This window comes from Streptomyces sp. NPDC054813, from assembly GCF_053611365.1.
On sequence record NZ_JBSHAF010000038.1, the window covers coordinates 50,583 to 72,520 of the forward strand.

Annotated in this window: 19 protein-coding genes and 6 pseudogenes; 13 read left to right on the forward strand and 12 right to left on the reverse strand. The window is 69.3% G+C overall.

Going from position 1 to position 21,938, the window contains the following annotated elements; genetic code table 11:
• Positions 1-229: 229 nt before the first annotated feature.
• Positions 230-337, forward strand: a pseudogene (locus ACWGJB_RS45585) (IS5/IS1182 family transposase); the annotation flags it as partial.
• A 47-nt stretch (positions 338-384) separates the two neighbouring features.
• Here ACWGJB_RS45585 and ACWGJB_RS45590 read toward each other — a convergent pair.
• Together ACWGJB_RS45590 and ACWGJB_RS45595 are read right to left on the reverse strand one after the other, a co-directional pair.
• Positions 385-837, reverse strand: a complete 453-nt coding sequence (locus tag ACWGJB_RS45590) for a nitroreductase family deazaflavin-dependent oxidoreductase (protein ID WP_453385929.1) — start codon at positions 835-837, stop codon at positions 385-387.
• Between the two features lie 220 nt (positions 838-1,057).
• Positions 1,058-2,278, reverse strand: a complete 1,221-nt coding sequence (locus ACWGJB_RS45595) for a Gfo/Idh/MocA family protein (protein ID WP_453385930.1) — start codon at positions 2,276-2,278, stop codon at positions 1,058-1,060.
• Positions 2,279-2,695: 417 nt separating this feature from the next.
• Here ACWGJB_RS45595 and ACWGJB_RS45600 point away from each other — a divergent pair.
• Positions 2,696-3,037: pseudogene (locus ACWGJB_RS45600) on the forward strand (MFS transporter); the annotation flags it as partial.
• An 88-nt stretch (positions 3,038-3,125) separates the two neighbouring features.
• Here ACWGJB_RS45600 and ACWGJB_RS45605 read toward each other — a convergent pair.
• From ACWGJB_RS45605 to ACWGJB_RS45620, 4 genes and pseudogenes are all read right to left on the reverse strand, one after another.
• On the reverse strand, positions 3,126-3,740 hold the full coding sequence (locus ACWGJB_RS45605; protein WP_453385931.1) for a DDE-type integrase/transposase/recombinase: 615 nt from the start codon (positions 3,738-3,740) through the stop codon (positions 3,126-3,128).
• On the reverse strand, positions 3,737-4,045 hold the full coding sequence (locus tag ACWGJB_RS45610; RefSeq protein WP_453385932.1) for a transposase: 309 nt from the start codon (positions 4,043-4,045) through the stop codon (positions 3,737-3,739). Before ACWGJB_RS45610 ends, ACWGJB_RS45605 begins: the two co-directional genes overlap by 4 nt.
• A gap of 91 nt (positions 4,046-4,136) precedes the next feature.
• Positions 4,137-5,027 (reverse strand): NAD(P)H-binding protein, encoded by an 891-nt coding sequence (locus tag ACWGJB_RS45615; RefSeq protein WP_453385933.1) that lies wholly within the window; start codon positions 5,025-5,027, stop codon positions 4,137-4,139.
• A 604-nt stretch (positions 5,028-5,631) separates the two neighbouring features.
• Positions 5,632-6,189: pseudogene (locus ACWGJB_RS45620) on the reverse strand (hypothetical protein).
• 101 nt (positions 6,190-6,290) lie between these two features.
• Here ACWGJB_RS45620 and ACWGJB_RS45625 point away from each other — a divergent pair.
• Both ACWGJB_RS45625 and ACWGJB_RS45630 read left to right on the forward strand, forming a co-directional pair.
• Positions 6,291-6,989 carry a TetR/AcrR family transcriptional regulator gene (locus ACWGJB_RS45625; RefSeq protein WP_453385934.1) on the forward strand — a complete coding sequence of 233 codons (699 nt, stop codon included), beginning with the start codon at positions 6,291-6,293 and terminating at the stop codon, positions 6,987-6,989.
• Between the two features lie 495 nt (positions 6,990-7,484).
• Complete coding sequence (locus ACWGJB_RS45630) at positions 7,485-8,309, forward strand: NUDIX hydrolase (RefSeq protein WP_453385935.1); 825 nt, start codon at positions 7,485-7,487, stop codon at positions 8,307-8,309.
• 42 nt (positions 8,310-8,351) lie between these two features.
• On the opposite strand, the pseudogene ACWGJB_RS45635 reads toward ACWGJB_RS45630, so the two are convergent.
• The 4 genes and pseudogenes from ACWGJB_RS45635 to ACWGJB_RS45650 all read right to left on the reverse strand — a co-directional run.
• Positions 8,352-8,468 (reverse strand): annotated as a pseudogene (locus ACWGJB_RS45635) (IS5/IS1182 family transposase); the annotation flags it as partial.
• 106 nt (positions 8,469-8,574) lie between these two features.
• Entirely contained in the window at positions 8,575-9,150 is a 576-nt protein-coding gene (locus tag ACWGJB_RS45640; protein ID WP_453385936.1) for a TetR/AcrR family transcriptional regulator, read from the reverse strand.
• Positions 9,151-9,291: 141 nt separating this feature from the next.
• Positions 9,292-9,666 (reverse strand): nuclear transport factor 2 family protein, encoded by a 375-nt coding sequence (locus ACWGJB_RS45645; RefSeq protein WP_453385937.1) that lies wholly within the window; start codon positions 9,664-9,666, stop codon positions 9,292-9,294.
• A gap of 403 nt (positions 9,667-10,069) precedes the next feature.
• Positions 10,070-10,864, reverse strand: coding sequence for an oxidoreductase (locus ACWGJB_RS45650; protein WP_453385938.1), 795 nt, complete (start codon positions 10,862-10,864; stop codon positions 10,070-10,072).
• Positions 10,865-10,986: 122 nt separating this feature from the next.
• On the opposite strand from ACWGJB_RS45650, the gene ACWGJB_RS45655 reads away from it, so the two are divergent.
• From ACWGJB_RS45655 to ACWGJB_RS45665, 3 genes are all read left to right on the forward strand, one after another.
• Positions 10,987-11,562 carry an SDR family NAD(P)-dependent oxidoreductase gene (locus ACWGJB_RS45655; RefSeq protein WP_453385939.1) on the forward strand — a complete coding sequence of 192 codons (576 nt, stop codon included), beginning with the start codon at positions 10,987-10,989 and terminating at the stop codon, positions 11,560-11,562.
• Positions 11,563-11,929: 367 nt separating this feature from the next.
• Entirely contained in the window at positions 11,930-12,709 is a 780-nt protein-coding gene (locus ACWGJB_RS45660; RefSeq protein ID WP_453385957.1) for an oxidoreductase, read from the forward strand.
• 11 nt (positions 12,710-12,720) lie between these two features.
• Complete coding sequence (locus ACWGJB_RS45665; protein ID WP_453385940.1) at positions 12,721-13,188, forward strand: alcohol dehydrogenase catalytic domain-containing protein; 468 nt, start codon at positions 12,721-12,723, stop codon at positions 13,186-13,188.
• 62 nt (positions 13,189-13,250) lie between these two features.
• Here ACWGJB_RS45665 and ACWGJB_RS45670 read toward each other — a convergent pair whose 3' ends face one another.
• Both ACWGJB_RS45670 and ACWGJB_RS45675 read right to left on the reverse strand, forming a co-directional pair.
• Positions 13,251-14,597 (reverse strand): IS5 family transposase, encoded by a 1,347-nt coding sequence (locus ACWGJB_RS45670; RefSeq protein WP_453385941.1) that lies wholly within the window; start codon positions 14,595-14,597, stop codon positions 13,251-13,253.
• Positions 14,598-14,599: 2 nt separating this feature from the next.
• Positions 14,600-15,312: pseudogene (locus ACWGJB_RS45675) on the reverse strand (DUF6192 family protein).
• Positions 15,313-16,158: 846 nt separating this feature from the next.
• Here ACWGJB_RS45675 and ACWGJB_RS45680 point away from each other — a divergent pair.
• The 6 genes and pseudogenes from ACWGJB_RS45680 (at position 16,159) to ACWGJB_RS45705 (ending at position 21,930) form a co-directional block, all read left to right on the forward strand.
• A complete protein-coding gene (locus ACWGJB_RS45680; RefSeq protein ID WP_453385942.1) occupies positions 16,159-16,914 on the forward strand; it encodes an ASCH domain-containing protein in 756 nt (251 codons plus the stop codon).
• Between the two features lie 214 nt (positions 16,915-17,128).
• Complete coding sequence (locus tag ACWGJB_RS45685; RefSeq protein WP_453385943.1) at positions 17,129-17,680, forward strand: NADP-dependent oxidoreductase; 552 nt, start codon at positions 17,129-17,131, stop codon at positions 17,678-17,680.
• Between the two features lie 70 nt (positions 17,681-17,750).
• Positions 17,751-18,605 (forward strand): AAA family ATPase, encoded by an 855-nt coding sequence (locus ACWGJB_RS45690; RefSeq protein ID WP_453385944.1) that lies wholly within the window; start codon positions 17,751-17,753, stop codon positions 18,603-18,605.
• 176 nt (positions 18,606-18,781) lie between these two features.
• A pseudogene (locus tag ACWGJB_RS45695) lies at positions 18,782-19,069 on the forward strand (SOS response-associated peptidase family protein); the annotation flags it as partial.
• Positions 19,070-19,524: 455 nt separating this feature from the next.
• Positions 19,525-20,385, forward strand: coding sequence for a PaaX family transcriptional regulator (locus tag ACWGJB_RS45700; protein WP_453385958.1), 861 nt, complete (start codon positions 19,525-19,527; stop codon positions 20,383-20,385).
• Positions 20,386-20,577: 192 nt separating this feature from the next.
• Entirely contained in the window at positions 20,578-21,930 is a 1,353-nt protein-coding gene (locus tag ACWGJB_RS45705) for an alpha/beta hydrolase (protein WP_453385945.1), read from the forward strand.
• The last annotated feature ends 8 nt before the right edge of the window (positions 21,931-21,938 follow it).

Genomic DNA, 21,938 nt, shown 5'->3' on the forward strand with positions numbered 1-21,938 from the left:
CAACGGATGGCGATTGCACTTCACTGGCCGGGATCTGGCGTGGCCACCGCAAGTGACGCCCCTCATGGAGGAGTTCACCAAACTGTTTGCCAGGCTCGACCAGCAGTCGGACACGTGGGGTGTACCGGAGGGATATCCATTTCTGATCAGCCCCACGGGCTGGTACGACGTCGCGTTGAACCGGTACTTCCCGGTGTGGCTGGCGCCCTCTCCGTGGAACACGCGGGCCGCGCACGCCCGCGCCTGGCGCCTGCTGCGGAAACTCCGCTGCAGCACCACCCGAATCACCAACCTCGTCCAAGCCCTCCTCCCCCTCCGCCTGACCTGCTCAAACTGAGGTTGGCAAGGCTCAGTGTCATCCAACGGCCCCGATGCGGCCCGGGCTCACTGCCCGACGACCGGTTCCAGGATGAACACGGGGAACTCCCGCGAGGTCTTCTTCTGCACGTCGGCGTACCTCGGAAAGACGGCGACCGCGCGCTGCCACCACTCCGTCCTCTCCTTGCCGGTGGCCTCATGGGCCATCATGTCCTGCTTCACGGGGCCGTCCTGGAGTTCAACGTGCGGATCGGCCTTGACGTTGAAGTACCACAGCGGATGCTTGGGGGATCCGCCCAACGAGCCGACCACCGCATAGCGCCCGTCGTGCTCGACGCGCATCACCGGCGCCTTGCGGATCTTGCCGCTCTTGGCGCCCCGGGTGGTCATCACCACCACGGGCCGCCCTGTGTCCTCCCACAGTGTCGTCCCCTTGGTGCCGCCGGAGCTCTCGAATACCTCCACTTGCTCGCGCACCCACTGCGTCGTGCTGGGTTCATACTCGCCCTCGAGAGGCATGGCATCCGTCCCCTCATCGTAGGGATGTTCTCGCACCCTGCTCTAACACGGTGCACGCATCAGACATTCTGGACAGGGGTGACCTCGTAGGTGAATGCCCTGCCCGCGCGGTCGGGTACCTCGGGCAAGAGCCAGGGCAAGCGCACCACAGCCGCCGCGGCCTACCGCGTCCTCGCCGAGGGCGAAGCGGTTGAGCTCACGACCTGACTCACTGCGGGGCTTACGCGCCCTGCTCTGCGAGTGTGACCTTCCGGCCCGCGCGCGCCGCCTCTCGGATCCGCTCCAGCATGGCGTGTCGCCGGACGGCGTGCTGGAAGTCGGGAACGCCGTCCTCGTCCGGTGCAAGGTTCCCGGTGATCTGGTCGCGCAGAAGTGCGTACTCGTGAGCGACGCTGCAGGCGGGCTCGGCGGATCGCTCGGTCCACTGGGCCAGCGAGCGTTGATAGCGGGCGGGAACCGGAAGTTCGGTCACCGCGCCTGCTTCTCCCCGGGCGCCGTACAGCTGTGTCCCCCCATACCACCACTGAGCCCGGTCGGCCTTGACGACGAGATCACCCTCCGTGCCGTTGATCTCCCAATGAAACGCAGTGGCGCGGGACGTCCCACCACGGAAGTGCATCGCAGCCACGGCCCCCGACTCCAGCACACCTGTGACGGCGATCTGGTCCTCTGCGCTCTTGGCCGCGACCGCCCCGCTCGTGACGTGGGTGACCTCGGGGCGCAGGTTCTCGATGAGCGCCGACACCTCGCGGAACTCCCCGAGCACCATGGTCAGCGCGTCGACCGAGTGCCCGAAGGGGATCGACAGCAGCGTGGCGCCGCTCGTGACATCCAGAATGTACGCATAGTTGTCGTCGTAAGTGGCGCCCCCGATCCCGCCCGACCCGAGCATGCTGGTCGACAGCACCCGCCCCACATAGCCGTCGGCGACCAGGTCCCGCAGATACCGAAGCGGCGGCGCCGACCGGGCCTGCAGGCCGACAGCCGTGAGCACACCCCTGCGCTGTGCGAGGTCGGCCAGTTCCTCGGCCTGCGCGAGGTCGGCGCCGAGCGGCCACTCGCTGAACACCGTCTTCCCCGCTTCCAGTGCGGGTCGGATGAGCTCCAGGTGATGCGGAACCTTCACCGTCACCACCACGAGATCGACTTCCTCGCTGCGGGCCAGCTCCTCTGCGCTGTCGAAGGTCAGCGGTACCGCATACTTCTCGCCGGCCGCGCGCGCTGATTCGGCGCTGCTGGTGCTCAGCGCCCGCAACTCGTATCCGTCGAGTCCTGCCAGTGCCGGCACATGGGCGGTGGCCGCCCACCCGCCGCTCGCGCTCAGCCCCACGACACCGACACGAATCAGCTCCCGATGAGGGGAAGTGGACGTCATGTGCACCCCAGTGTTCGCGACCGGCTGCTCTCTCACCTCGAAACTGCCAATTGCCGTGGAGGACACGGTCTCAGCGTCACGTTCAGCTACATGTCGATGGTTCGCCGTTCGTTGACGGCACCTCAACTCGGCGAGTTCGCTCCGCCCCGCCCTGCGGCTCGTCGACACCTTCGAGCCAGTTGAGGAACACCCGAGCGAACGACCGGCGCTATGCCCCGCTGGCGTGCGGACGGCACCAGGCCGTGATGCCATCGGCCTACCGCTGATTTCCGTTCCCAGACCGGGGGCCACCCCCGCCCGAGTCAATGGACAACGGACAGCCCCGAACCCTGTCCATAACTTCGGCTCGCCCGCCCAGCCCGGCCGCAGACCAGGTTCGGGCACGGGAGTGCTCAGCATCGGCTCCGGCAGCGTCCACGTCACACTCGAGCCCTTCCACCCAGAACACGCCGATGCCGCCCTGCCTGCCCTCGCTCACCGGCCACCCTCTACGCCACCATCGCCCGCCGCACCGGGACAACCGCCCGCACGACCGCACTGATCGCGCTCGGCGGGCTGACCACAGCAGCCCTCGCGCTCGTACCCGGCCATACGGCCTGCTGGTAGCGCTGTAACGTCGCGGCTGGCATGGTCCGCGGCAATCACACCCTCCTCCAGGCCACCGTCATCACCGACCGCTGGGGAACCATCCACTACGGCCGTCTGTCCGGACTCCTCGCCGCGCCCACGACAGCAGCCTCTGCCCTGGCCCCCTTCGTCGGCGTCGCGTTGGCCGCGTCATTGGGCGGCTATCCCCATCTGTTCGGCGCGCTGGCACTCATCACCGGACGCCGCCCTAAAGGGTGTTGCAGGAGGCCGTCCTCGATCGCCGTCGCGTTGTCGCCCGCCGCCCCGGCCCTTTCTGTCGAACCGGTCATCCGGTGTCCGTCGAGTGCCCGGACGAACCTCCTCGACCCAACCGTGATCCGCGATCGCCGTGCAGAATGCACCCGGCGACGTTGTCACGTCGGGCCACGGCGTTGTCCAGGGCTGCGACGGCAGGGCGGGACTTCATCCGCGCTTCGATCGAGTAGCCCACGATTCTCTTGCTGAAGACGTCCTTGATCGCACACAGATACAGCTTTCCCTTCGCCGTGGGATGTTCGGTGATGTCGGTGAGCCACAACCGGCTCGGGCCGGCCGCGGTGAAGTCACGGTGGACAAGGTCGTCGTGCACCGGCGGCCCGGCCTTCTTACCCCGGCCATGCTTCTTCCCGAACACACTCCACCAGCGGTGGGCCCGGCAGATCCGCCACGCGGTCCGGTCCGCCATAGCGGACCCGGTGCCGCGCGCTTCGTCGGCCAGGAAGCGGTAGCCGAACTCCGGGTCGTCACGGTGGGCGTCGAACAACACGTTGGCGCGATACGCCTCCGCGAGCCCGGCGTCGGCCACCGGCTTGTCGAGCCAGCGGTAGTAGGGCTGTCTGGCGAGATTCACGACCCGGCACGTCACCGTGACGGGCACCCCGTCCCCGGCCGGCTCCTTCACGAGCGGGTAGATCCTTTTCCCGGCAGATGTGCCTGCGACAGGCAGGCCGCGGCCCGGCGCAGGACCTCGTTCTCCTGCTCCAGCAGCTTGATCCGCCGACGTGCATTCCGAAGTTCCGCGTTCTCCTGGCTGGACGTTCCCTGCTTTGTCCCAGTGTTGATGTCCGCGCGGCGCATCCACTTCCACAGCGTCATCGCGTGGACTCCGAAGTCGGCAGTCACCTGCTCGACCGTCACGCCCGGGCTGCGGTTCCTCGGGACCCGCACGACATGGTCGCGGAACTCTTCCGGATACGGCTTGGGCACAGCGACATCCTTTCCACCCGCCCTACAGGGCAAGCCAGTTCGGACTTCACCCGATCGTGCAGCAGACCCGTACGGCCGGTATCGCTCGAGTTCAGGGGATGCCACGTGCGGTGTTCGGTGACGGCCACCATGCCGCGTCCGAGACCGATGTGGCCGGCCGGCCGGTAAGCCGGGGGACGACGTCGGTGACCATGGAGACCTCGTCCCGTTCGATCGCCTGGTACCACGAGATCCAGGTCTCGATCTGCTCCCCGCTCATGCCACGCCGCCAGCGCCGCGCGAAGGCTTCCTCAAAGGTCTCTGGCTCGAAGCGATAGGGCCGACCGGTGGCCGCGGCGATCCGTGTCACCGATTCATCGAGGGTCAGCGCCTCGGGTCCGGTGATCTCCAGGGTCGCGCCGTCGTAATCGGAACGTGGGCCCTCGTCGAGCACGACGGCAGTGATCACGTCTGCGATGTCCTCGTGGGTGACGAAGGCGGCCCGGCCGGTGTGCGCGGGACCGCTCACGACGAAGTCCTCGTCGGCGAGGGCGGCCGGCGTTGACGCGTAGATGCCCGCTCTGAGTACTGTGTGGCGTATCCCGGCCCCAGCCAGGAACTGTTCGGTGGCCCACTGGTCACGCGCGTTGATGTAGGTGGCGATGGGCGAAGCGCCGACTAGGGACACGTACAGGACCCGGTCCACGCCGACCGCGACCGCTGCCTCGACCGCCGTGGCGTGCTCCTCCAGTCGGCGTCCCGTGCGGTGTCCGGAGACCAGGACGAGGGACGACGCACCTTCCAGGGCCGTGCGCATGGCGGAGGCATCGCCGTAGGCGGCCGGACCGCGTTGCTGTGCACCTGGCAGGTCGGGCATGCGGTCGGGGTTGCGTCCTACGAGCAGCAGGGGAACGCCACGATCGGCGAGGCGGGGCGCAATCCGGCCGCCCAGCGCCCCGGTCACTCCGGTGACCGCCACCGTGGCGTGTTTCTTCTCAGACATGTGCTTCCCCTCGCCTGGGGCCGCTGTCGATCGGGACGATCCTGCTGTCGATCGCGTCTGGCGGGGAGCGCGACACCCTGCCTCCTCCGGGCTGCTTGGTTCACCACTACGAGCATGCTCCGGGCCGCTCTGAGCCGCGAGGCGGCCGTCTTCTGCCACCGGCTTCCACCAGCGACGAGTACCGGCGGTGCTCCGCAGACTGTCGTCCGGCGCGCATGCAGCGTCAGCTTTGCCGTCATGCTGATGACGGGAACGGTGCTGGGCGACCGGTTCGGACGGCGACTGGTCACCGCCGGGCCGGGGCTGTTCACCGCGGCCTCGGTGGCCTGTGCACTTGCCCCGGCGTGGGCTGGCTGATCGCGGCCCGAGTGATACAGGGCACTGGTGATGCCACTGGCGATGGCGCTTCTCAGCGCCGCTTATCCGCCACCTGACCGCCGGATCGAGGGGTCCCTGTTCGCTGGCAGCCCCCGATTCCCGGCCCGGTCAGCCTCGTGGTGCCGAGCGCCATCCACCGCACCGGCCTGTCACCGGGCCGGACCTTGTCGGGTGCGTCCCGACTCGTGCGCCGCGCCTGGTCGGCGCGGTCCTCGGTCGACACGGGTCAGTGCCTGGGGGTCGAGCGGGACAGGCGGATCGCCGAGACGAGGAAGAAGATCCCGCCGAGCGCGGCATAGTCGGCGAGGGTGGTCAGGGAGGGGTTGTCCTATGTGGCGCTTCGGATGAAGGTCGCGCCGGCGAGGACGGAGATGCCGCCGCTGAGGATCATGGCCCACTGGCCGCCCATGGGTCGGCGCGCGACGCCCACGAGGAGTTGGATGAGGCCGGAGACGACCGCCCATGCGCCCCAGACACGCAGTACGTCGGCGACGCCCGAGGTGCTGGCGACCGCGACCCCGACGGCGGCGAGCACGCTGGCGGCCATGTTGGCGTACAGGCCCTTGACCGGCCGGGCGGCGCGTGCCGACCTGGCGTCGACGACGGCCGCGGCCACGTCGAAGGCGGGGTAGAGGAACAGCAGCAACTTGGCTCCGAAGGTGAGCTCGGAGCCGGACACCAGCAGGAGTGCGGCCCAAGCGGCGGCGAAGACGAAGCGGATGACGTACAGCCGACGCAGGGTGGGTGCGGCACCGATGGGCTCGGCGGAGGCGGTGGATGCCATGGGGTTCTCCAATGACTGCAGGGTAGAGAGATCGTTCTCTCTTGTGTGCAGCCTGGCACGCCCTTCTCGTGAAAACAAGAGAGAGCGTTCTACCCGCTACGATGGGTGATATGACAAAGACGGAAGCCGGCACAGGCACCGGCCGGCGAGTCTCCGAGGCCCGGGAACGGCTCTTGAGGACCGCCGGGCAGCTCTTCTATGCGGAGGGCATCCACACGGTGGGCGTCGACCGTCTGGTCGCCGAGTCGAAGATCACCAACGCCACCTTCTACCGCCACTTCCGCAGCAAAGAAGACCTTGCCGTCACCTACATCAAAGGCGTCGACCAGGCGATCCGCACTCAGATCGGCTCCCTGATGGCCGCGGACGTGCCGACCGACGGCATCCTGCGGGGCATCGGTGCGTCCCTGGTCGAGCAGATCCGCTCGCGCGGTTACCGCGGATGCGCCTTCCTCAACGCGGCAGCGGAATTCCCCGATCCCGACCACCCGGTCCACCGTGCCGTCGTGCAGCACCGCGAATGGTTCCTGCAGACGATCACCGGACTGTTCGCTGAGATCGCCGCAGCAGAGGCCGAACACGCCGGGCGGCACTTCGTCATGCTCCGTGACGGTGCGATGAGTGCCGGTTACCTCGGCGACCCCGTCCTGGCCGGCGAGACCTTGCTGCGCGGCATTGAAGGACTGCTGCGGATCCACACCGCCCGTGGGCTCGACGAGCGCCCTGCCTCCGCACCCGGCCAGGCCTCCTGGGCGGCCACGACGGTCTCCGACATCGAGTGCTCGCCGCCCAGCGCGTAACCGCGGCCGGGGCGCGACCATGCGCGTCGACGTGGCAGTTGGCAAGGCGCTCGGTGAGCGTGTTCTGCTCGGCACTCGGCGGAGTCGTTGTTCAGCTGGGGTAATTTCACGTAATTCCCCAGGTGCCCCTCTGTCCGACGGCTGCTGACGGCGTGTCGTCAGAGGTCGATGTGATGCTCGGAAGCCGATGGGTCACCGACCGAGCCGTAGCGCAAGACGACGTGTGCCGGGCGGAACAGCGGGTCGTGCAAGGGGTGCCATCACGGCGAAGCGTGCGTCGGCGTCCGGTCCGTAGGCGTAGGGGGCCATCTCCCCCCTCCGTATTCGTTTCCGTCGAACTCGCCGACGCCGGCTCGCTCGATCACCTGGTCAGCGGGGTGTGGTGGCCGATGACGGCATGCTCGGCGTCGGCTTCTTCCTCTGTGTCGGCCGTGGGGGAAACGATCTCGTCCGAACCCGACGTCGCCTGTCAGTGCTCCCTGCCAGGATGCGCGGATGACCTCAACTGACCACCCACACATCCACTGTGACGATCGGCCGCAAGGCTGCCTTCTGGAGTTGGTCGGCGCGATCGAGCCCTGGGACGAGCTGGAGCGCACGCACCTCAAGACCGCCACGCAGTGGATCGCCGACGGAGCCCCGGTCTACCGGGTGCGCAAGCCGGATGTTCCTGCGATGCACCTGGTGAGCTACTTCGTCGTCCTTGACGACGCGCGCGGCCAGCTGCTGCTCGTGGCGCACCGCAAGGCGGGCCTGTGGCTGCCGGCCGGCGGACACGTCGAGCCGGGTGAGGGCCCGTGGGCTGCGGTGGTCCGAGAGTGCCGTGAGGAGCTGGGCATCGATGCCGTGGCATCGTCGATCACCGGGGAGATTCCCCTCTTCCTCACCGTCACCCAGACCCGGGGGCAGGGTGCGCACACCGACGTCTCGCTCTGGTACCTCCTCGACGCCGACGCTGAGACCGTCCCCTCCTACGATCAAGGCGAATTCGATGGGATCCGGTGGCTGACCGATGAGCAGGTGCTCGAGGAGTCGGACGAGCTGCTCGACCCCGTCTGCCGTCCCCATCGGCCTGGTCGTGCAACTCGGTGCCGAACTGCGCCGCCGTGGGCAGGTCGCGCGCGCTCTCACGCTCACGCTGACGTTTGCCGGCGGACCGCCGTGGGAGAAGACCCGCCGCCTATCCCGTGCACTGCGGTCGCCGTGAAGATCGTGCAGCTCAGGGTCAACCGGTTCGAGGGCGCGAAGCTCCTCGGGCCCGTTGAAGCTGCGGCCATGGCCCGGGTGGACCAGGCCCTGCGCGCTGTCCAGGACCTCTAGCCAACGCCTGGAATCTGCTGCACCCGACGCTCCAGACTCTGGACGTTTGCGCCCGGTGGCGACCCAGGGGTCGGCGCCCTGGTAGGCGCGGTCGGCCAGGGTGGGGACGCCCTCTCGCTCGCAGATCCGGATGATCCGGTGGGTGCGTGCCGCGGTTAGGCAACCCGCAGAACCTCTCCGCCCGTGACCTGCCGGCGCCGAGCGTCGACGGTCAGGTTGTTCCCGGTCCCGTCGACACCACTTCGGCACTTCCCTCCGTGCGGCCTCAGTCCAGCACGTTCAGGGCGCCGGCCACAGCGCCCTCGAGGAACTCCCGGTCCGCGTGGGCCTTGCCCATCACACGCATGCCCTGGATGAACGTCGTCAGAAAGCGGGCCAGCTCGGCCGGACGCTTCTCGGCGGCCAGCTCACCCCGCACCTGGGCGCGCTGCAACGCTCCGGTCAGCGCGGACTCGACGGTGGCCATGGTCGACTTCACGCGTTCGACTGTGCCCTCGTGCGCCGCGCGCTCCGTGGCCGCGTTGACCAGCAGGCAGCCGCGTTCGGGGTCCGCGAGGTCCGCTTCGGCCATGGCGAGCAGCGTCTCCCGAAGTGCCGCACGGATGTCGGAGGCGGAATCGAGTCGCTCCACGAGTGAGGCGGCCTGGTCGTCGCAATAGCGTTTCAGGGCCTGGGCGTACAGGCCCTCCTTGGAGCCGAACGCGCCGTACAGACTGCCGCTGCCGATGCCCAGTTCCATCGTCAGTTGCGGCAGTGACGTCGCGTTGTAGCCCTGACGCCAGAAGAGGTCCATGGCCCGCTCCAGTACCTGGTCTGTGTCGAACTTTCGAGGGCGTGCCATGAAATGACCGTAGCATTTTTGGAATGCTTATTCCAGTATCGGGGGGCGATCGCCGCTTCAGGGGGCAGCCGCGTCCCGGCCAAGCAGCCGCGGCGCCGGCCCGGAACGCGGAGACGAGGTGTGCCCGAGTGCTGCGCCCGCTCAGTTCTGAGCGGCCGTGGCGCTGATCGCGGCGGTGATCGGCTGGTCCTCGACGAACTCGTCGAAGCCCACCAGCAGGCCGTCTTTGATCGTCAGGACGTGCATGATGGCCGAGTCGAAAGGCGTCCCGGTGGCACGGCCGGTCCCGCGGGTGCGTCCCACAGCCACCACCGTGTCGGCCCCCGCGTCGAAGAACCGCTCGATCTTGATGCGGCTCTCGATCGGATCGAAGGTGTTCTTGAACAGCGCGGCGAAGCCCGGCAGGCCCGCGTGCTCGCCGCCGTCAGCGAGGTCGTTCGTGACATGTATCCGGATCTCGGGGGAGGTGATGGCAGCGAGGGCCTCCCGGTCGGAGTGCAGGAGAGCCTCGTACATCGACTCGGCGACTCGGCGGGGAGGGGGGCGGATTCGGATATGGCTGTCTCCTTGGATCCGGGGGGACGGTGAAGGGGCGCACCGGTCTGCGGGCGCGGGGTTCGGGCGGCTGCCCGCGGTTGGTCAAGCCGGATGCCGCCGCGGCTGCGGCGGCCTGTCCGCGGGGTGCTCCCCAAGGATCCGGTGGCCCGGGCGGGCCAGACCCGTCCTCGCACGTCCGTTGCGTACCGACCGGCCTGGACAGTGCCAAGAGGTGAGCGGTAGCCGAAGGCGTGGGTCATGCCGTAGACCTTGGCGAGACGGTCACATGGAGCGCATGAGTCGATCGACTGCATCGAGCAGGGCGCGCAGCGGGCGTGTGGCCGTTCCGCGCCCCGCGCCGCTCGGTGGCTCCGGGCGGGTGTCACAGGGTCTTGACGAGTCCGCCGTCGATGGTGAAGTCGGCGCCGGTGACGTTCCCCGTGCGGTGGCTGGCCAGCAGCAGGGCGAGGTCGGCGACCTCGTCGGGGCGGGTGAAGCGGCCGGTGGCCAGTCCGCCGAGGCCCGCGACGATGGCCTCGCGTGCCGCGTCACGTCCGACACCCATGGCGTTGGCGACGGTGTCGGCCATGCCGCCGTCGGCCAGCCAGATGTCGGTCTCGACCGGTCCCGGGCTGATGGTGTTGACGCGGATGCCCTGGGGGCCGACCTCCTTGGAGAGCGACTTGGCGAAGCTGGCCAGGGCGGCCTTGGATGCCGCGTAGTCGACGATGCTCGGGTCGGGCAGGATCGCGTTCACGGAGCCGATGTTGATGATCGCTCCGCGGCTCTCCAGCAGGTGGGGGAGGGCTGCCCGGCTGGCCCGCACGGCGCTGAACAGGTTGGTGTTGAAGGTCTGCGTCCAGTCGTCGTCGCTGACCGACGAGAACCCGCCCAGGCGCGGAGCGACCGAGCCGACGTTGTTGACGAGTACGTCGACGGTGCCGAAGTGGGAGACCGCCGTGTCGATGAGGGCGGCGGCGCCGTCGGCCGTGCTCAGGTCCACCGGCAGCGATACGAGGCCGTGTCGCTCGCTCAGCTCGGCGAGCTCCTTGCCCGGGTTGCGTGCGCCTGCGACCACGTGTGCGCCCTCGTGAGCGAAGGCGCGGGCGACAGCCAGGCCGATGCCCCTGCTGGCACCGGTGACGACGACGACCTTGTTGTCGAGTTCGAGATCCATGACCTCACACCTTTTCTGGATTGATCAATACGTAACTCATGTACGGAGGGGGGTTCCCTTGCCGTGGTGATGTCACCGTAGCAATAATGGATAGTTCAATCAAGAACTAGTTTGGAGTGGGCATGGACCTGGACCACCGACGGGGAGTCGTCACCGGAGCGGGCAGCGGGATCGGCCGCGAGATGGCCCTGCGACTGGCCGCACGGGGCGCGGAGCTTGTACTAGTGGGCCGGCGCCGGCAAACCCTCCAGCGGACCGCGGACCTCATGCGCGACGCGGGCGGCACCGCACACGTCGCCGTCGCCGACCTCACCGAGCCCGAAACGCCCGCCCGGATCGCCCGTCGGGCCCAGGACGTGCTCGGCGACTACGACCTCCTCATCAACAACCCCGGAAACGTGCGGGCCGGCCGCCTGCGGGAGCACAGCGCGGAGGACATCCAGGCCATGATCGCGCTCAACCTCACCGCTCCTGTGCTGCTGTCCCGTGCGGCGTTGCCCGCGCTTCGGCCACCGACACCCGAGAGGCGTGACAACTTCGCCGCCCTGGAGCAGGGCCGGCACGAGATCAACACCGCACAGTCCGCGCGTCGGGCGCTGCAGGATCTCCATCGGCGGGACCCGCTGGCCGTGGACGCGCAACCCGCACCGAGGCTGCGGGAGATGGAGAACGCGGTGGGCGGGCACCGCAGCATCTGATACCGCGCACCCGTGGACAGGTCACCCGCCCAGTCCGGGTGGGAGACGGCGCTGCGGCACTGGGCCGGCCCGCATCGCCGGTCTTCTTCTGGCAGCCTGCCCGGCGGCCGTGGAAGCGCACTTCGGGGCCGCGCCATGCGGGCAGCCCGTGTCGGTGGACGCCGGGAGGTCCGACCAGCAGGGCCCTGCGCCGCCAGCGGCCACGGCGCCACCATGGCCCCGCAGCCGTGGACCGTGCATGCCGCGGAGCGCGGCGGCGCTTGCCCCGCCGAGCTCCGCGAGCTGATGCAGTCGGTCGACTGAAGCGGGGCGCCCCGGAGGGGCGCAGTCTGGTGGAGTAGACGGAACTACGGTGAGGAGTATGGCAATGGCACAGGAACTCCAGGGCAGAACGGCTGTGGTGACCGGGGCGAGCAGGGGCATCGGGCTGGCCGTGGCCGAGGCGCTCGCCGCGGCGGGCGCGCAGGTGGTCGCGGCGGCACGGAGGTCGTCGGACGCGCTGGACACCCTCGTGAAGGCCGGGAGCACTCGCTGGGTGCAGGTCGACCTGACGGAGCCCGGGAGCGCGGACCGGCTCGCGGCGGAGGCCGGACCGGGGGTGGACATCCTCGTGAACAACGTCGGTTCGGCGCCCGCCCGCCCCGGCGGCTTCCTGAGCGTCACCGACGCGCAGTGGCGGCAGACCGTCGAACTCAACCTCTTCGCCGCCGTCGCGGTCACCCGTGCGGTGCTGCCCCGGATGCTGGAGGCCGGTCGCGGATCCATCGTGAACATCGGCTCGGTCAATGCCGAGCTGCCGGACCCGACCGTGGTCGACTACAGCGCGGCCAAGGCGGCTCTGGTCAACTTCTCCAAGGCGCTGTCGAAGGAGTTCGGCCCGCGCGGTGTGCGGGTCAATAGCGTCAGCCCCGGACCGGTGGAGACAGATCTGTGGGTCGGGGGCAGCGGGGTCGCGCAGACCGTGTCGGCGGCTGCCGGGGTGAGTCCCGAGGACGTGATCGCGCAGGCGGCGGGGGCGACCGTCAGCGGTCGCTTCTCCCGGCCCTCGGAGATCGCGGACCTGGTGGTCTTCCTGGCGGGCGACCGCGCGGCGAACATGCTCGGCAGTGACGTCCGCATCGATGGCGGCTTCGTGCCGACCTGGTGAGGAAGGACAGGATGCGCGCCACCATGCATGCGGTACGGGGTCACCGGCGCGGCGGGCCGGATCAGCTGGTCTACGAGGTCGCGCCGAGGCCGACTCCCGGTCCGGGCGAGGTGCTGGTCGAAGTGCGCGCGGCATCGATCACTTCGGGAGAGCTGGACTGGGACGCGACTTGGATCGACAGCGGCGACGGCAGCGGCAGCCTCCGCGTGCCGATCGTTCCCTCCAAGGAGGTCTCCGGCGTCGTGGCCGAGCTCGGAGAAGGCGTCACGGACTTCGCCCTTGGGGAGGAGGTCTACGGTCTGATCCCCTTCACCAGGGACGGGGCTGCCGCCGAGTTTGTCGCCGTCCCTGCGGCGGTGGTTGCGGCGAAGCCGCGTTCGCTCGACCACGAGCACACGGCTGCCCTGCCGCTGGCGGGCCTGAGTGCCTGTGTCACATCCTCTTTCCGCAGGTCACGGTGTCCTGGAGCTGATTGGTGATCGGGTTAGCCGTTCGGCTGAGCGTCGGTGGACGCGGAACCGAACGGCGGCCGGTGGGATCGTCAGGCGGCTGCGGCGAGGTGAGCTGGGAGCGCCTCGGTCCGGCGGTTTCGTCGGGTGAGGCGGCGGGTCATGAGGGTGATGAAGGCCCACTGGACGTGGGCTTCGGCGGGGGACATGAGGCGTTCGTAGTCCCGCGCGTTGCGGCGAGCCCGCATCGTCCACGAATTCGACCGCTCAATCACCCAGCGTTTGGGCAACAAGACGAAGCCTTTGGCGTCCTTGGGTCGGGAGACGACCTTGACGGTGATGCCGAGGGCGGTCTGTGCCCAGGTGCTGAACTCGTCTCCGCCGTAGCCGTTGTCCGCCCAGACCAGGACGATTTCGGGGTGCTCGGCGTGAAGGCGGGTCAGCAGGACGCGCGCCGCGTCCCGCTCCTGGACCTCGGCGGGCGTGACGAGAAGGTCGACGAGCAGGCCGTCCTGATCAACTAGGAGGTGCCGCTTTCGCCCATTTATATGCTTGTTCGCGTCATAGCCTCGCGTCGCCTTCGACACGGTCTCCGCGCCCTTGACGGACTGCGAGTCCACGATCACCCGGACCGGCCAGGGACACCGTCGCCGGTCCAACCTCAACCGCCCGCGGAGCTGATCGAGGATGTGCCGCAGGACGCCGGCCTTCGCCCAACGGGCGAAATACCCGAACACCGTGCGCCAGGGGATGCCGAAGTCGGCGGGCAGCGCCCGCCACTTCGCCCCGTTGTCGGTGATGTAGCGGATGGCGTCGACCACGCGGCGGCGGGGCCACTTCTCCGGGGCCCCGCCCTTCGGGGTCTGGCAGGCAGGAGTGGGCAGGAGCCGTTCCAGGAGGGCCCATCCGAGGTCGCTGGTGTCGGAGGGGTAGTGGTAGCGGGACAACAGCATGGAGGGACCGGGCCGCGACCTGAAGGGGAGCCAACTGTGGGGCGGTCGCCGCCCGTGCCCGTTGCCTTTCTCCGGTTCACTCCAGGCTGGCGAGGAGGTGCAGGGTGGACTCGATCGCGCCCATCTGCGCCATGACCGTGCGGATGTAGGTTCGTCGGGCTTCTTCTTCTGGTGCGGCAGGAGGATCCCGGCGATGAAGTTCTCCACCCGGTGGTGGACGGACTCGAAGAACGCCCGCTCGTAGCCGATCCAGACCTCCGGCGCGTCGTCCAGCGTCCGGTAGCCCCACGCCTTGTCCCAGGTCACCGGTGGAAGACCCTTCGCCGCAGCCACCATGCGCAGGTGGGCGAGCCCGGTGTGGACCTGAGCGCGGGTGCGCTCGGTGGCCGCCATCAGCTGGACGATCGTGAGGCCGGCGGGACGGGCCTCCAGCAGGGCGGAAAGGATGGCTTCGGCGTGGACGTGAGCGGGAACGCCCCGCCCCATCGCTACTCGCCCGAGCCTTTCAGCAGCTTCTGAAGCTGCTCGTCCAGGTCAACCTCGCCGCGGGTGACCGCATTCTCGATCCAGTCCGCCGACGCCCGCACCCGTGCAAGGCCTCGCAGGATCGTCTCGCGTTCGGCGTCGTCGTAAGGCTCGCCGCGCAGGTTCGGCACGATCCTTGCAGGGTGACGGTGAACTGCGTGCAGACCGCGACCAGGTCCATGAACTGGGTGTTGTGCTCCATGCGCCGCAGCTGGTCCAGCTGCGGGGCGGCTTCCTCCCGCCCGTACTGGACCTGCTGGCGGAACTGGTCGACCTGCGCCTCGTTCACGGCGTGCCTGGCCGTGTGGTCGGCCATGGCCTTCGAGGCGACTGCCGGACGGCGCAGGAAGTCGGTGGCCACCCGCGCGGCCACTTGGTCGTCGGCGGCCAGGTCGTGGATCGCGTCCACCTTCTCCTGGACGCTCTCGGGGGTGTCGACCTTCCAGCCGACGATCCGCTTCGCGCTGTCGTGCGTCCAGCGCGCGGGTCCTCCGCGCGGGTTGGGCGGGGGGTTGTTGACCGCCTCGAACCGTTCCTGCTCGTCGGGGATGGAGGCGAGGATCTTGTGGATGGTGTGGGAGACGCCGGACCGCCGGTGTTCCTTCGGCCGGCGCGAGGCCACCCACCGGTAGTCCCGGACCGTGGAGTAGGCCAGGCCGACGTCCTCGGCGAACATCCGGAGCCTCGCTGACCGTGAACAACTCCTCGCTCCCCGACGGGTTGGTACCTCCGTAGGCGCGTATCGGCTCGATCTCCAGGCGGGCGTCCCCGAGCTGCCACTGGACGCTGCTCATCGTCTCGACCCAGTCCCGCCCCAGCTTGACCAGCTCGTCGTAGCGCTGCCGGGTCACACTGCCAACCATCCCGGTCATCGGGACACCACTCCCACGAGCGCAGGGCGACATCCGTCAGTGCCGCCAACTCGCCCTGGAAACTCGTCACTTCGCACCATCCGACCGTCTCGCCCGGCAGAGAAAGGCGTACGGCCCCGGCGGCTGAAGCGGCCCCGCATCCATCGAACGCGCAGGCTCACGCCTCGCCGGACCGCGCGCGCCGCGCGTGCCAGGCCCGCTTGCGGCAGACGGGAGAGCAGTACACCGCCGTGACCAGGCGGTCGACCCCTACCGTCCACGCCACTCCGCACTGCGGACACGAGGCCGTCACCCCAGCCTTCACCGCCTTGGTCCGAGCCCTCGCCCGACGCATCCGCCGCCAGTGCCTCGAACGGAACGCCGCCTCACAGAACACCGCCGTCGACTTCGCCGACGGCATCAACGGCCCACCGCACCCCCGGCACAACCTCGGCCCACCCCCGTCGACCGCGACGACGACCAGACGCAGCCTGGGCACTGCATCCCTGCCCACAGCACCACCCTAGGGGTCCAGCCAGGGTAAGCCGAAACCCTGTGGAGCCGGCCTACGTCGCGTGGAATGCTCTTGGGCGACTGCTGAAGGAAGGGAAGGTCAAAAGGTGTACGTCCCGTCATCTGCACGAGCTCTTGATGATGATGAGCGTGAGCTCGTGGAGCTGGCACGCCGCACCATAGACGCGCATACCGACGCCGGGCCCGACGAAGATGGGATCCACACGGTGGGCGCCGCGGTCATGGCCGCTGACTACCGGATGTTCGTCGGCGTGAACCTCTACCACTTCACCGGCGGGCCCTGCGCCGAACTCGTGGCTCTGGGAGCCGCGCGAGCCCAGGGCGCCCGCCAGATGCGCTGCATCGTCGCCGTGGGAAACCACGGGCGCGGGGTCATCGGCCCGTGCGGGCGCGATCGGCAGGTCTTCGTGGACTACTACCCCACCATGCGCGTCATCGTGCCCACTCCCGCGGGGCTCAGGTCCGTGCTCGTCGCCGACCTGATGCCGCTCGCTCAACGATGGACCCCGGAGGCGGGCATGAACGGTCTCGACCCATCGCTCTACCAAGATCCCGAGACGGCTGGTCCCCCGATCATTCGGTTCAACCCCCGCTACCTAGAAGTCGTCCGCTCTGGCGCCAAGACCAAGACCACCCGCTTCCGGGACCCTGCGCAGCTCGGCCCGGCAAGACTGGTATTTGAGAGCGACCCTGAAGTCGTCCTGTCGGCAGAGGTGACCGGCATCAGGCACTGCATGGTCAGCGACCTCACCAACCAGGACGCGCAAGCTGAGGGGCTGACGACCGCAGCCCAACTCCGGGAAGCCCTCAAGGGCCACTACCCAGATCTGGCGGGAACCGACGAAGTCGACGTCATCACCTTCCAGATCAACGACAAGACGGGCGCCGCTTAAACCGCGGATGCGACGGCTGGGCCGCGAGGTGACGACGAGCGCTCAGGAGACCAAGATCATCCCGTGCCCCTTCGGCTTACCTCGGCTGGACCACGAATATTGACGGCATCGACGTCCGTCCGCCCCGTCGCTTCGGGCACCCCCGCCCGAAGCGACAAGCCTAACTGCACAAATTTCAGAAATCAGGAGCGGTCCGAGGCCGGATCATTTTGTCATGCAGGCACAACTTCTGACGGCATGGCAGGAGCTTGTGACCCGTGCCGGCCTGGCGCCGGGACGGCGGGTGCTGGTGCACGGCGGCGCGGGTGGGGTCGGCTCCTTCGCGGTCCAGATCGCTGCCGCGCTGGGGGCCGAGGTGATGGCCACGGCGGCAGCCGGGGACGCGTACTTCGTCCGCGCTCTGGGCGCGGACACCGTGATCGACTATGTGGGACAGCGCTCCGAGGACGTGGTGAAGGACGCGGACGTGGTCTTCGACACCGTCGGAGGTGACACGCTGACACGCTCCTGGCAGGTGCTGCGGCCGGGCGGGGTCCTGGTCGGCGTCGCCGTGCCGCCGAGGACGCCGGACGGGGTGGATGCCCGGGCGGTGTTCTTCGTGGTCGAGCCGGACCGTGCCGGTCTGGAGGCGTTGACGGCGCTCGTCGAGTCGGGCCGCATGGTCCCACAGGTGGACCGGATCGTTCCGTTGGAGGGTGCCTCGCAGGCTTACACGGCCCTCGAACGAGAGCACCGGCGCGGCAAGATCGTGCTGCGCGTTTCGTAGGACGTAGGAGCTGGCTGTTCGCCGCGGGGGTCGGGCGGCGATCGTATGATCGCGGCAGGCATGGCGGGGAGTGGCGGCAGTCGACGGGTCCGGTTCCGGCCTCCGGCGCCCGATTGCTGGGGCGCGACGCGGAGCTGCGGGAGATCGCGGACTGCTGGCGCGGGCCTGTGACGGCGGCGGAGCGCTGGTGCTCGCGGGGGAGCCCGGGATCGGCAAGACGGACCTGCTCGCCGCGGCCCGGGAGCAGGCCGGGCAGGCCGGGTTCCGTGTGCTGTCCGCGGTGGGCTCCCAGGTGGAGGCGGAACTCCCGTACGTCGGTCTGCGCCGGCTGCCGGCCGACGTGCTGGACGGGGCCGATCTCCTGCCGGGCGCGCAACGGCGGGCGTTGCTGACAGCACTCGGTGTACTCACCGGACCTGCCCCTCAACCGTTCCTGGTCGCCCTGGCCGCCTCGAACCTGCTCGCCGAAACGGCGACAGGGACCCCCGTCCTCGTATGCGTCGACGACTTGCAGTGGCTGGACCAGCCCAGCGCCGACGTCGTGGGGTTCGTGGCCCGTCGCCTCGGCTACGACCCGGTCGTGCTGCTGGCGACGTCCCGGACACAGGCGGGCGAGCGACCGGTCCCGGCGGACCTGCCGCGCCTCGACATCGGGGCGCTGGCGGAACAGGACGCGCGCCGCGTGGTGGAAGCCGTGCGCGGGGACCTCGACGATTCCGTACGCGAGGAGATCGTGGCGGTCTCCCAGGGCAACCCGCTGGCCTTGGTGGAGCTTTCCGCCCACTGGCACACGGGGACACCGGGACCCGCCGCCGAACTCCCCCCTCACCGAGAGTCTGGAGTATGCGTTCGTCGGCCGTCTGCGCGACCTGCCCGCAAGGGTCCAGGACGCCGTCCTCGTCGCCGCCGCCGAATCGACCGGTGATCTCGCGGAGGTCCCGGCGGCCGCCTCGCTGTTGCACGGGGCGCCGGTCACCGCCGACGACCTGGAGGCGGCCGTGGCCACCGGTCTGCTCCGTTTCGACGACCTGCGGGTGCGCTTTCGCCATCCGCTGGTGCGCTCCGGCGTACTGCAAGGGGTCGGCGCCGCCGGGCTGCGGGCTGCGCACGCCGCAGTCGCCGAGCTGCTCGCGGCGGACCCCTACGCTGGACCCGAACTGGAACATCGCCCCGACCAACGACGTTTGGATGGTCCTCGAACGCACCCCGCGCGAGTCGGACGAGTCCGCGGCGGCGGCGCGAGAGCTGCGGGCGCTGCGCTGGGGCCTGGTGCCCTCGTGGGCGAAGGACGTGAACATCGGCACGCGGATGATCAACCCGCGGGTGGAGACAGTGCACGAGAAGCCCGCCTTCGGGCGGGCGTTCCCCCGACGCAGCTGCCTGCTCCCGTGCTGTTCGGGCTGAACCCGTCGACGGTCGTACGCCGGGTGTGCGCCTGCGCGCCATACCCCGCGCGGTACGGCGCCGACCGGGTAGACACCCCACGGATCTGCATGGATACACAGCTCTTCGGGAACGCGAGATACGCCACCTCGGCGGTTCGTCCGGTCACCTCGCCAGGGACACGAGGATGCAGCGACAACTTCCTCGCGTCACGGTCGCGTCACCGCGCCAGACGAGCCCGTCATCCCGCGATCAGGAAGATCACCTGGGCCGGACCAGAATTCGACGACGGTGTCCTGGTGCGACACCATCGCGGGAACTCGGCGGACACAGTTCCTGGCCCGCAGACTGCTGAACCTGGTCGGCCTGACTTCTAACGTAAGGCTGTTCGTCAATTGCCGTTAAAAAAGTGAGACATGTCCCAGGGTGAGGGCACCGCACACCCGCCTCGGGCCTACGCTGTGGCGGTGACCAGTGTTGATGTCGCCGTCGGATCCGCCGCCGAGAGCGGCCCCGAGCCGCGCACCCAGTCCCTGATGCTGACCTTCTTGGGCGCGCATGTACTGGGGCGGCCCATCGCCGTGTCGTCGGGCAGTGTGATCGCCGCCCTCGGGCGGTCGGGTAGCACCGAGGAGGCGGTGCGGACCACCCTGAACCGGATGGTCAAACGCGATCTGCTGGAGCGTCGTCGGCAGGGGCGGAAGACGTACTTCGCGCTGACGCCGCACGCCGTCCAGGTGCTGACGGACGGCAAGGACCGGATCTGGCGCACGGGCGCGGTGAACCGGGACTGGGACGGCCGGTGGACGATGGTGGGCTTCTCTTTGCCCGAGGCGTGGAGCCGCGAACGGCATGATCTACGTTCCCGCCTGATCTGGGCGGGCTTCGGCCCGTTGCAGAACGGCCTGTGGGTGGCCCCTGCGCGTGTCGACGTCCGCGAGATGGTGGCGGGCCTCGGCCTGGAACCGTATATGCGGGTGTTCCGGGCGGAGGTGGAGTCGCCAACCGACGTCCGTGAGGTGCTGGAGCAGGCCTTCGACGTGCCGACCATCGGTGCCCGGTACCGGGCGTTCCTGGAACGCTGGGACCGCACCGACCCACTGCCCGCAGCGGCTTCCGGGGACGAACTCGCGGGTCAACTCCTGCTGCACACCGACTGGTTGGACCTGGTGCGACGGGACCCGCATCTGCCCGCCGAACACCTTCCGAGCGACTGGCCGGCCGCGCAGGCGGAGACCGTCTTCCGCGGCCTGGCCAGCCGCTGGGAGCGCCCGGCGGCCCGGGCGGCCGCACGACTGCTGGACACCCTGACGCTGGACTGATCCGCACCCGAACTCCACGCGTCCGCACGCGAATCCCACGCGTCCGCACGCGAATCCCACGCGTCCGCACGCGGACCCGTTCGCCTCATTATTGGTCAGTCTATTGACGGCAGTGAAAAACGAGCCCTACATTCGCAGCGCTCTCCCAGTTCGCCGCCACTCCGTCCTCACACGCCTCGCGGAGCCGCCGCCATGCCCCGACCCCGTTTCTCCACCCTCGCCGCCGCCTGCGCGACTGCCCTCGCGACCGCCCTGCTCGGGCCCGCGACCGGCGCCCACGCCACCGCCACCGCCCACTACTCCGGGACCCTGACCGACGGTGCCACCTGGGTCGCGGACAAACCCGAGGAGTGGAACGGCACCATCCTGCTGTTCAGCCACGGCTTCGGTCCGACGACGGCTGCCGACGCCCCGTCGACTGCGGCGCGCCAGGCCCTGTTGGACGCCGGCTATGCCCTCGTCGGCTCCTCCTACGACCCGAACGGTTCGATGTGGGCGCTCGACTCGGCCGAGCGGGACCAGTTCGCCGCACTCACCGCGCTCCGCCGACGGGTCGGCACGCCGAGTCGGGTCATCTCGGTGGGCCAGTCCATGGGTGGCCTCGTCAACGCTCAGATCGCCCGCGACGGCGCGGGACGCGTCGACGGTGCGCTCGGCCTGTGTGGGCTGGTCGCGGGCGGTGTCGACCTGGACAACTACCAGCTGGACGCCGAGTACACCCTGGCCACGTTCTTCGACCCCACCGACGCCGACGCCCTCGTGAACCTGGGCAACCAGACCGACGCGGCCGCCCTCGCCGACCGGCTGACGAAGGCCGTGGAAGTCGCGCAGCAGACTCCGGCGGGACGCGCCCGGATCGCCCTGGCCGCCGCCTACCTCAACCTGTCCGACTGGGCTCCCGGCCAACAGCCGCCCGCACATGGTGACTTCGCGGGTCAGGAGCAACAGCAGTATGCATGGCTGGCTCAGGGCCTGCTCGGGTTCATCGTCCCGGCGCGCTGGTCGGTGGAACAGTCCGCAGGCGGCAACACGTCCTGGAACAAGGGCGTCGACTACGCCGGGCTGCTGCGCAAGTCCGCCCACGCCAAGCAGGTCGCGGCCCTGTACCGCGACGCCGGACTCGACCTGCGGAACGACCTCAACCGGCTCACCCGCGGCGCGGACATCACAGCCAACCAGGCCGCAGTAGCTCATCTGAAGAGGACCTCAACTGCCGGACAGAGCCTGGCAGTTCCGCTACTGGATATCCATACCACGGCCGACCAATTGGTGCCCGTGGAGCAGGAATCGGCCTTCGCCGGGCGGGTGCGCGCGGCCGGAGACTCCGCACTGCTGCGACAGGCGTATGTGGCCCGCCAGAGCCACTGCAACTTCACCACCGCCGAAGTCGTCGCCGGTCTGCACGCCGTGGAACACCGGCTGGACACCCGGCACTGGGACGACGCCGCCACCGCCACCGAACTCCAGCACGGCGCAGACGCGTTGGGCCTCGACGGCGCCGCCTTCACCGACTACCGGCCGAGCCGGCTGACCGGTACCCGCTGATCGCGAAG

Excerpts from the sequence above, each read along its gene's own strand:
- ACWGJB_RS45630 (WP_453385935.1), top strand. The coding sequence starts at position 7,485 with ATGACCTCAACTGACCACCCACACATCCACTGTGACGATCGGCCGCAA.
- ACWGJB_RS45590 (WP_453385929.1), bottom strand. The coding sequence starts at position 837 with ATGCCTCTCGAGGGCGAGTATGAACCCAGCACGACGCAGTGGGTGCGC.
- ACWGJB_RS45645 (WP_453385937.1), bottom strand. The coding sequence starts at position 9,666 with ATGTACGAGGCTCTCCTGCACTCCGACCGGGAGGCCCTCGCTGCCATC.
- ACWGJB_RS45640 (WP_453385936.1), bottom strand. The coding sequence starts at position 9,150 with ATGGCACGCCCTCGAAAGTTCGACACAGACCAGGTACTGGAGCGGGCC.
- ACWGJB_RS45670 (WP_453385941.1), bottom strand. The coding sequence starts at position 14,597 with ATGGGGCGGGGCGTTCCCGCTCACGTCCACGCCGAAGCCATCCTTTCC.
- ACWGJB_RS45665 (WP_453385940.1), top strand. The coding sequence starts at position 12,721 with ATGCGCGCCACCATGCATGCGGTACGGGGTCACCGGCGCGGCGGGCCG.
- ACWGJB_RS45625 (WP_453385934.1), top strand. The coding sequence starts at position 6,291 with ATGGGTGATATGACAAAGACGGAAGCCGGCACAGGCACCGGCCGGCGA.
- ACWGJB_RS45705 (WP_453385945.1), top strand. The coding sequence starts at position 20,578 with ATGCCCCGACCCCGTTTCTCCACCCTCGCCGCCGCCTGCGCGACTGCC.
- ACWGJB_RS45650 (WP_453385938.1), bottom strand. The coding sequence starts at position 10,864 with ATGGATCTCGAACTCGACAACAAGGTCGTCGTCGTCACCGGTGCCAGC.
- ACWGJB_RS45660 (WP_453385957.1), top strand. The coding sequence starts at position 11,930 with ATGGCACAGGAACTCCAGGGCAGAACGGCTGTGGTGACCGGGGCGAGC.
- ACWGJB_RS45655 (WP_453385939.1), top strand. The coding sequence starts at position 10,987 with ATGGACCTGGACCACCGACGGGGAGTCGTCACCGGAGCGGGCAGCGGG.
- ACWGJB_RS45615 (WP_453385933.1), bottom strand. The coding sequence starts at position 5,027 with ATGTCTGAGAAGAAACACGCCACGGTGGCGGTCACCGGAGTGACCGGG.
- ACWGJB_RS45685 (WP_453385943.1), top strand. The coding sequence starts at position 17,129 with ATGCAGGCACAACTTCTGACGGCATGGCAGGAGCTTGTGACCCGTGCC.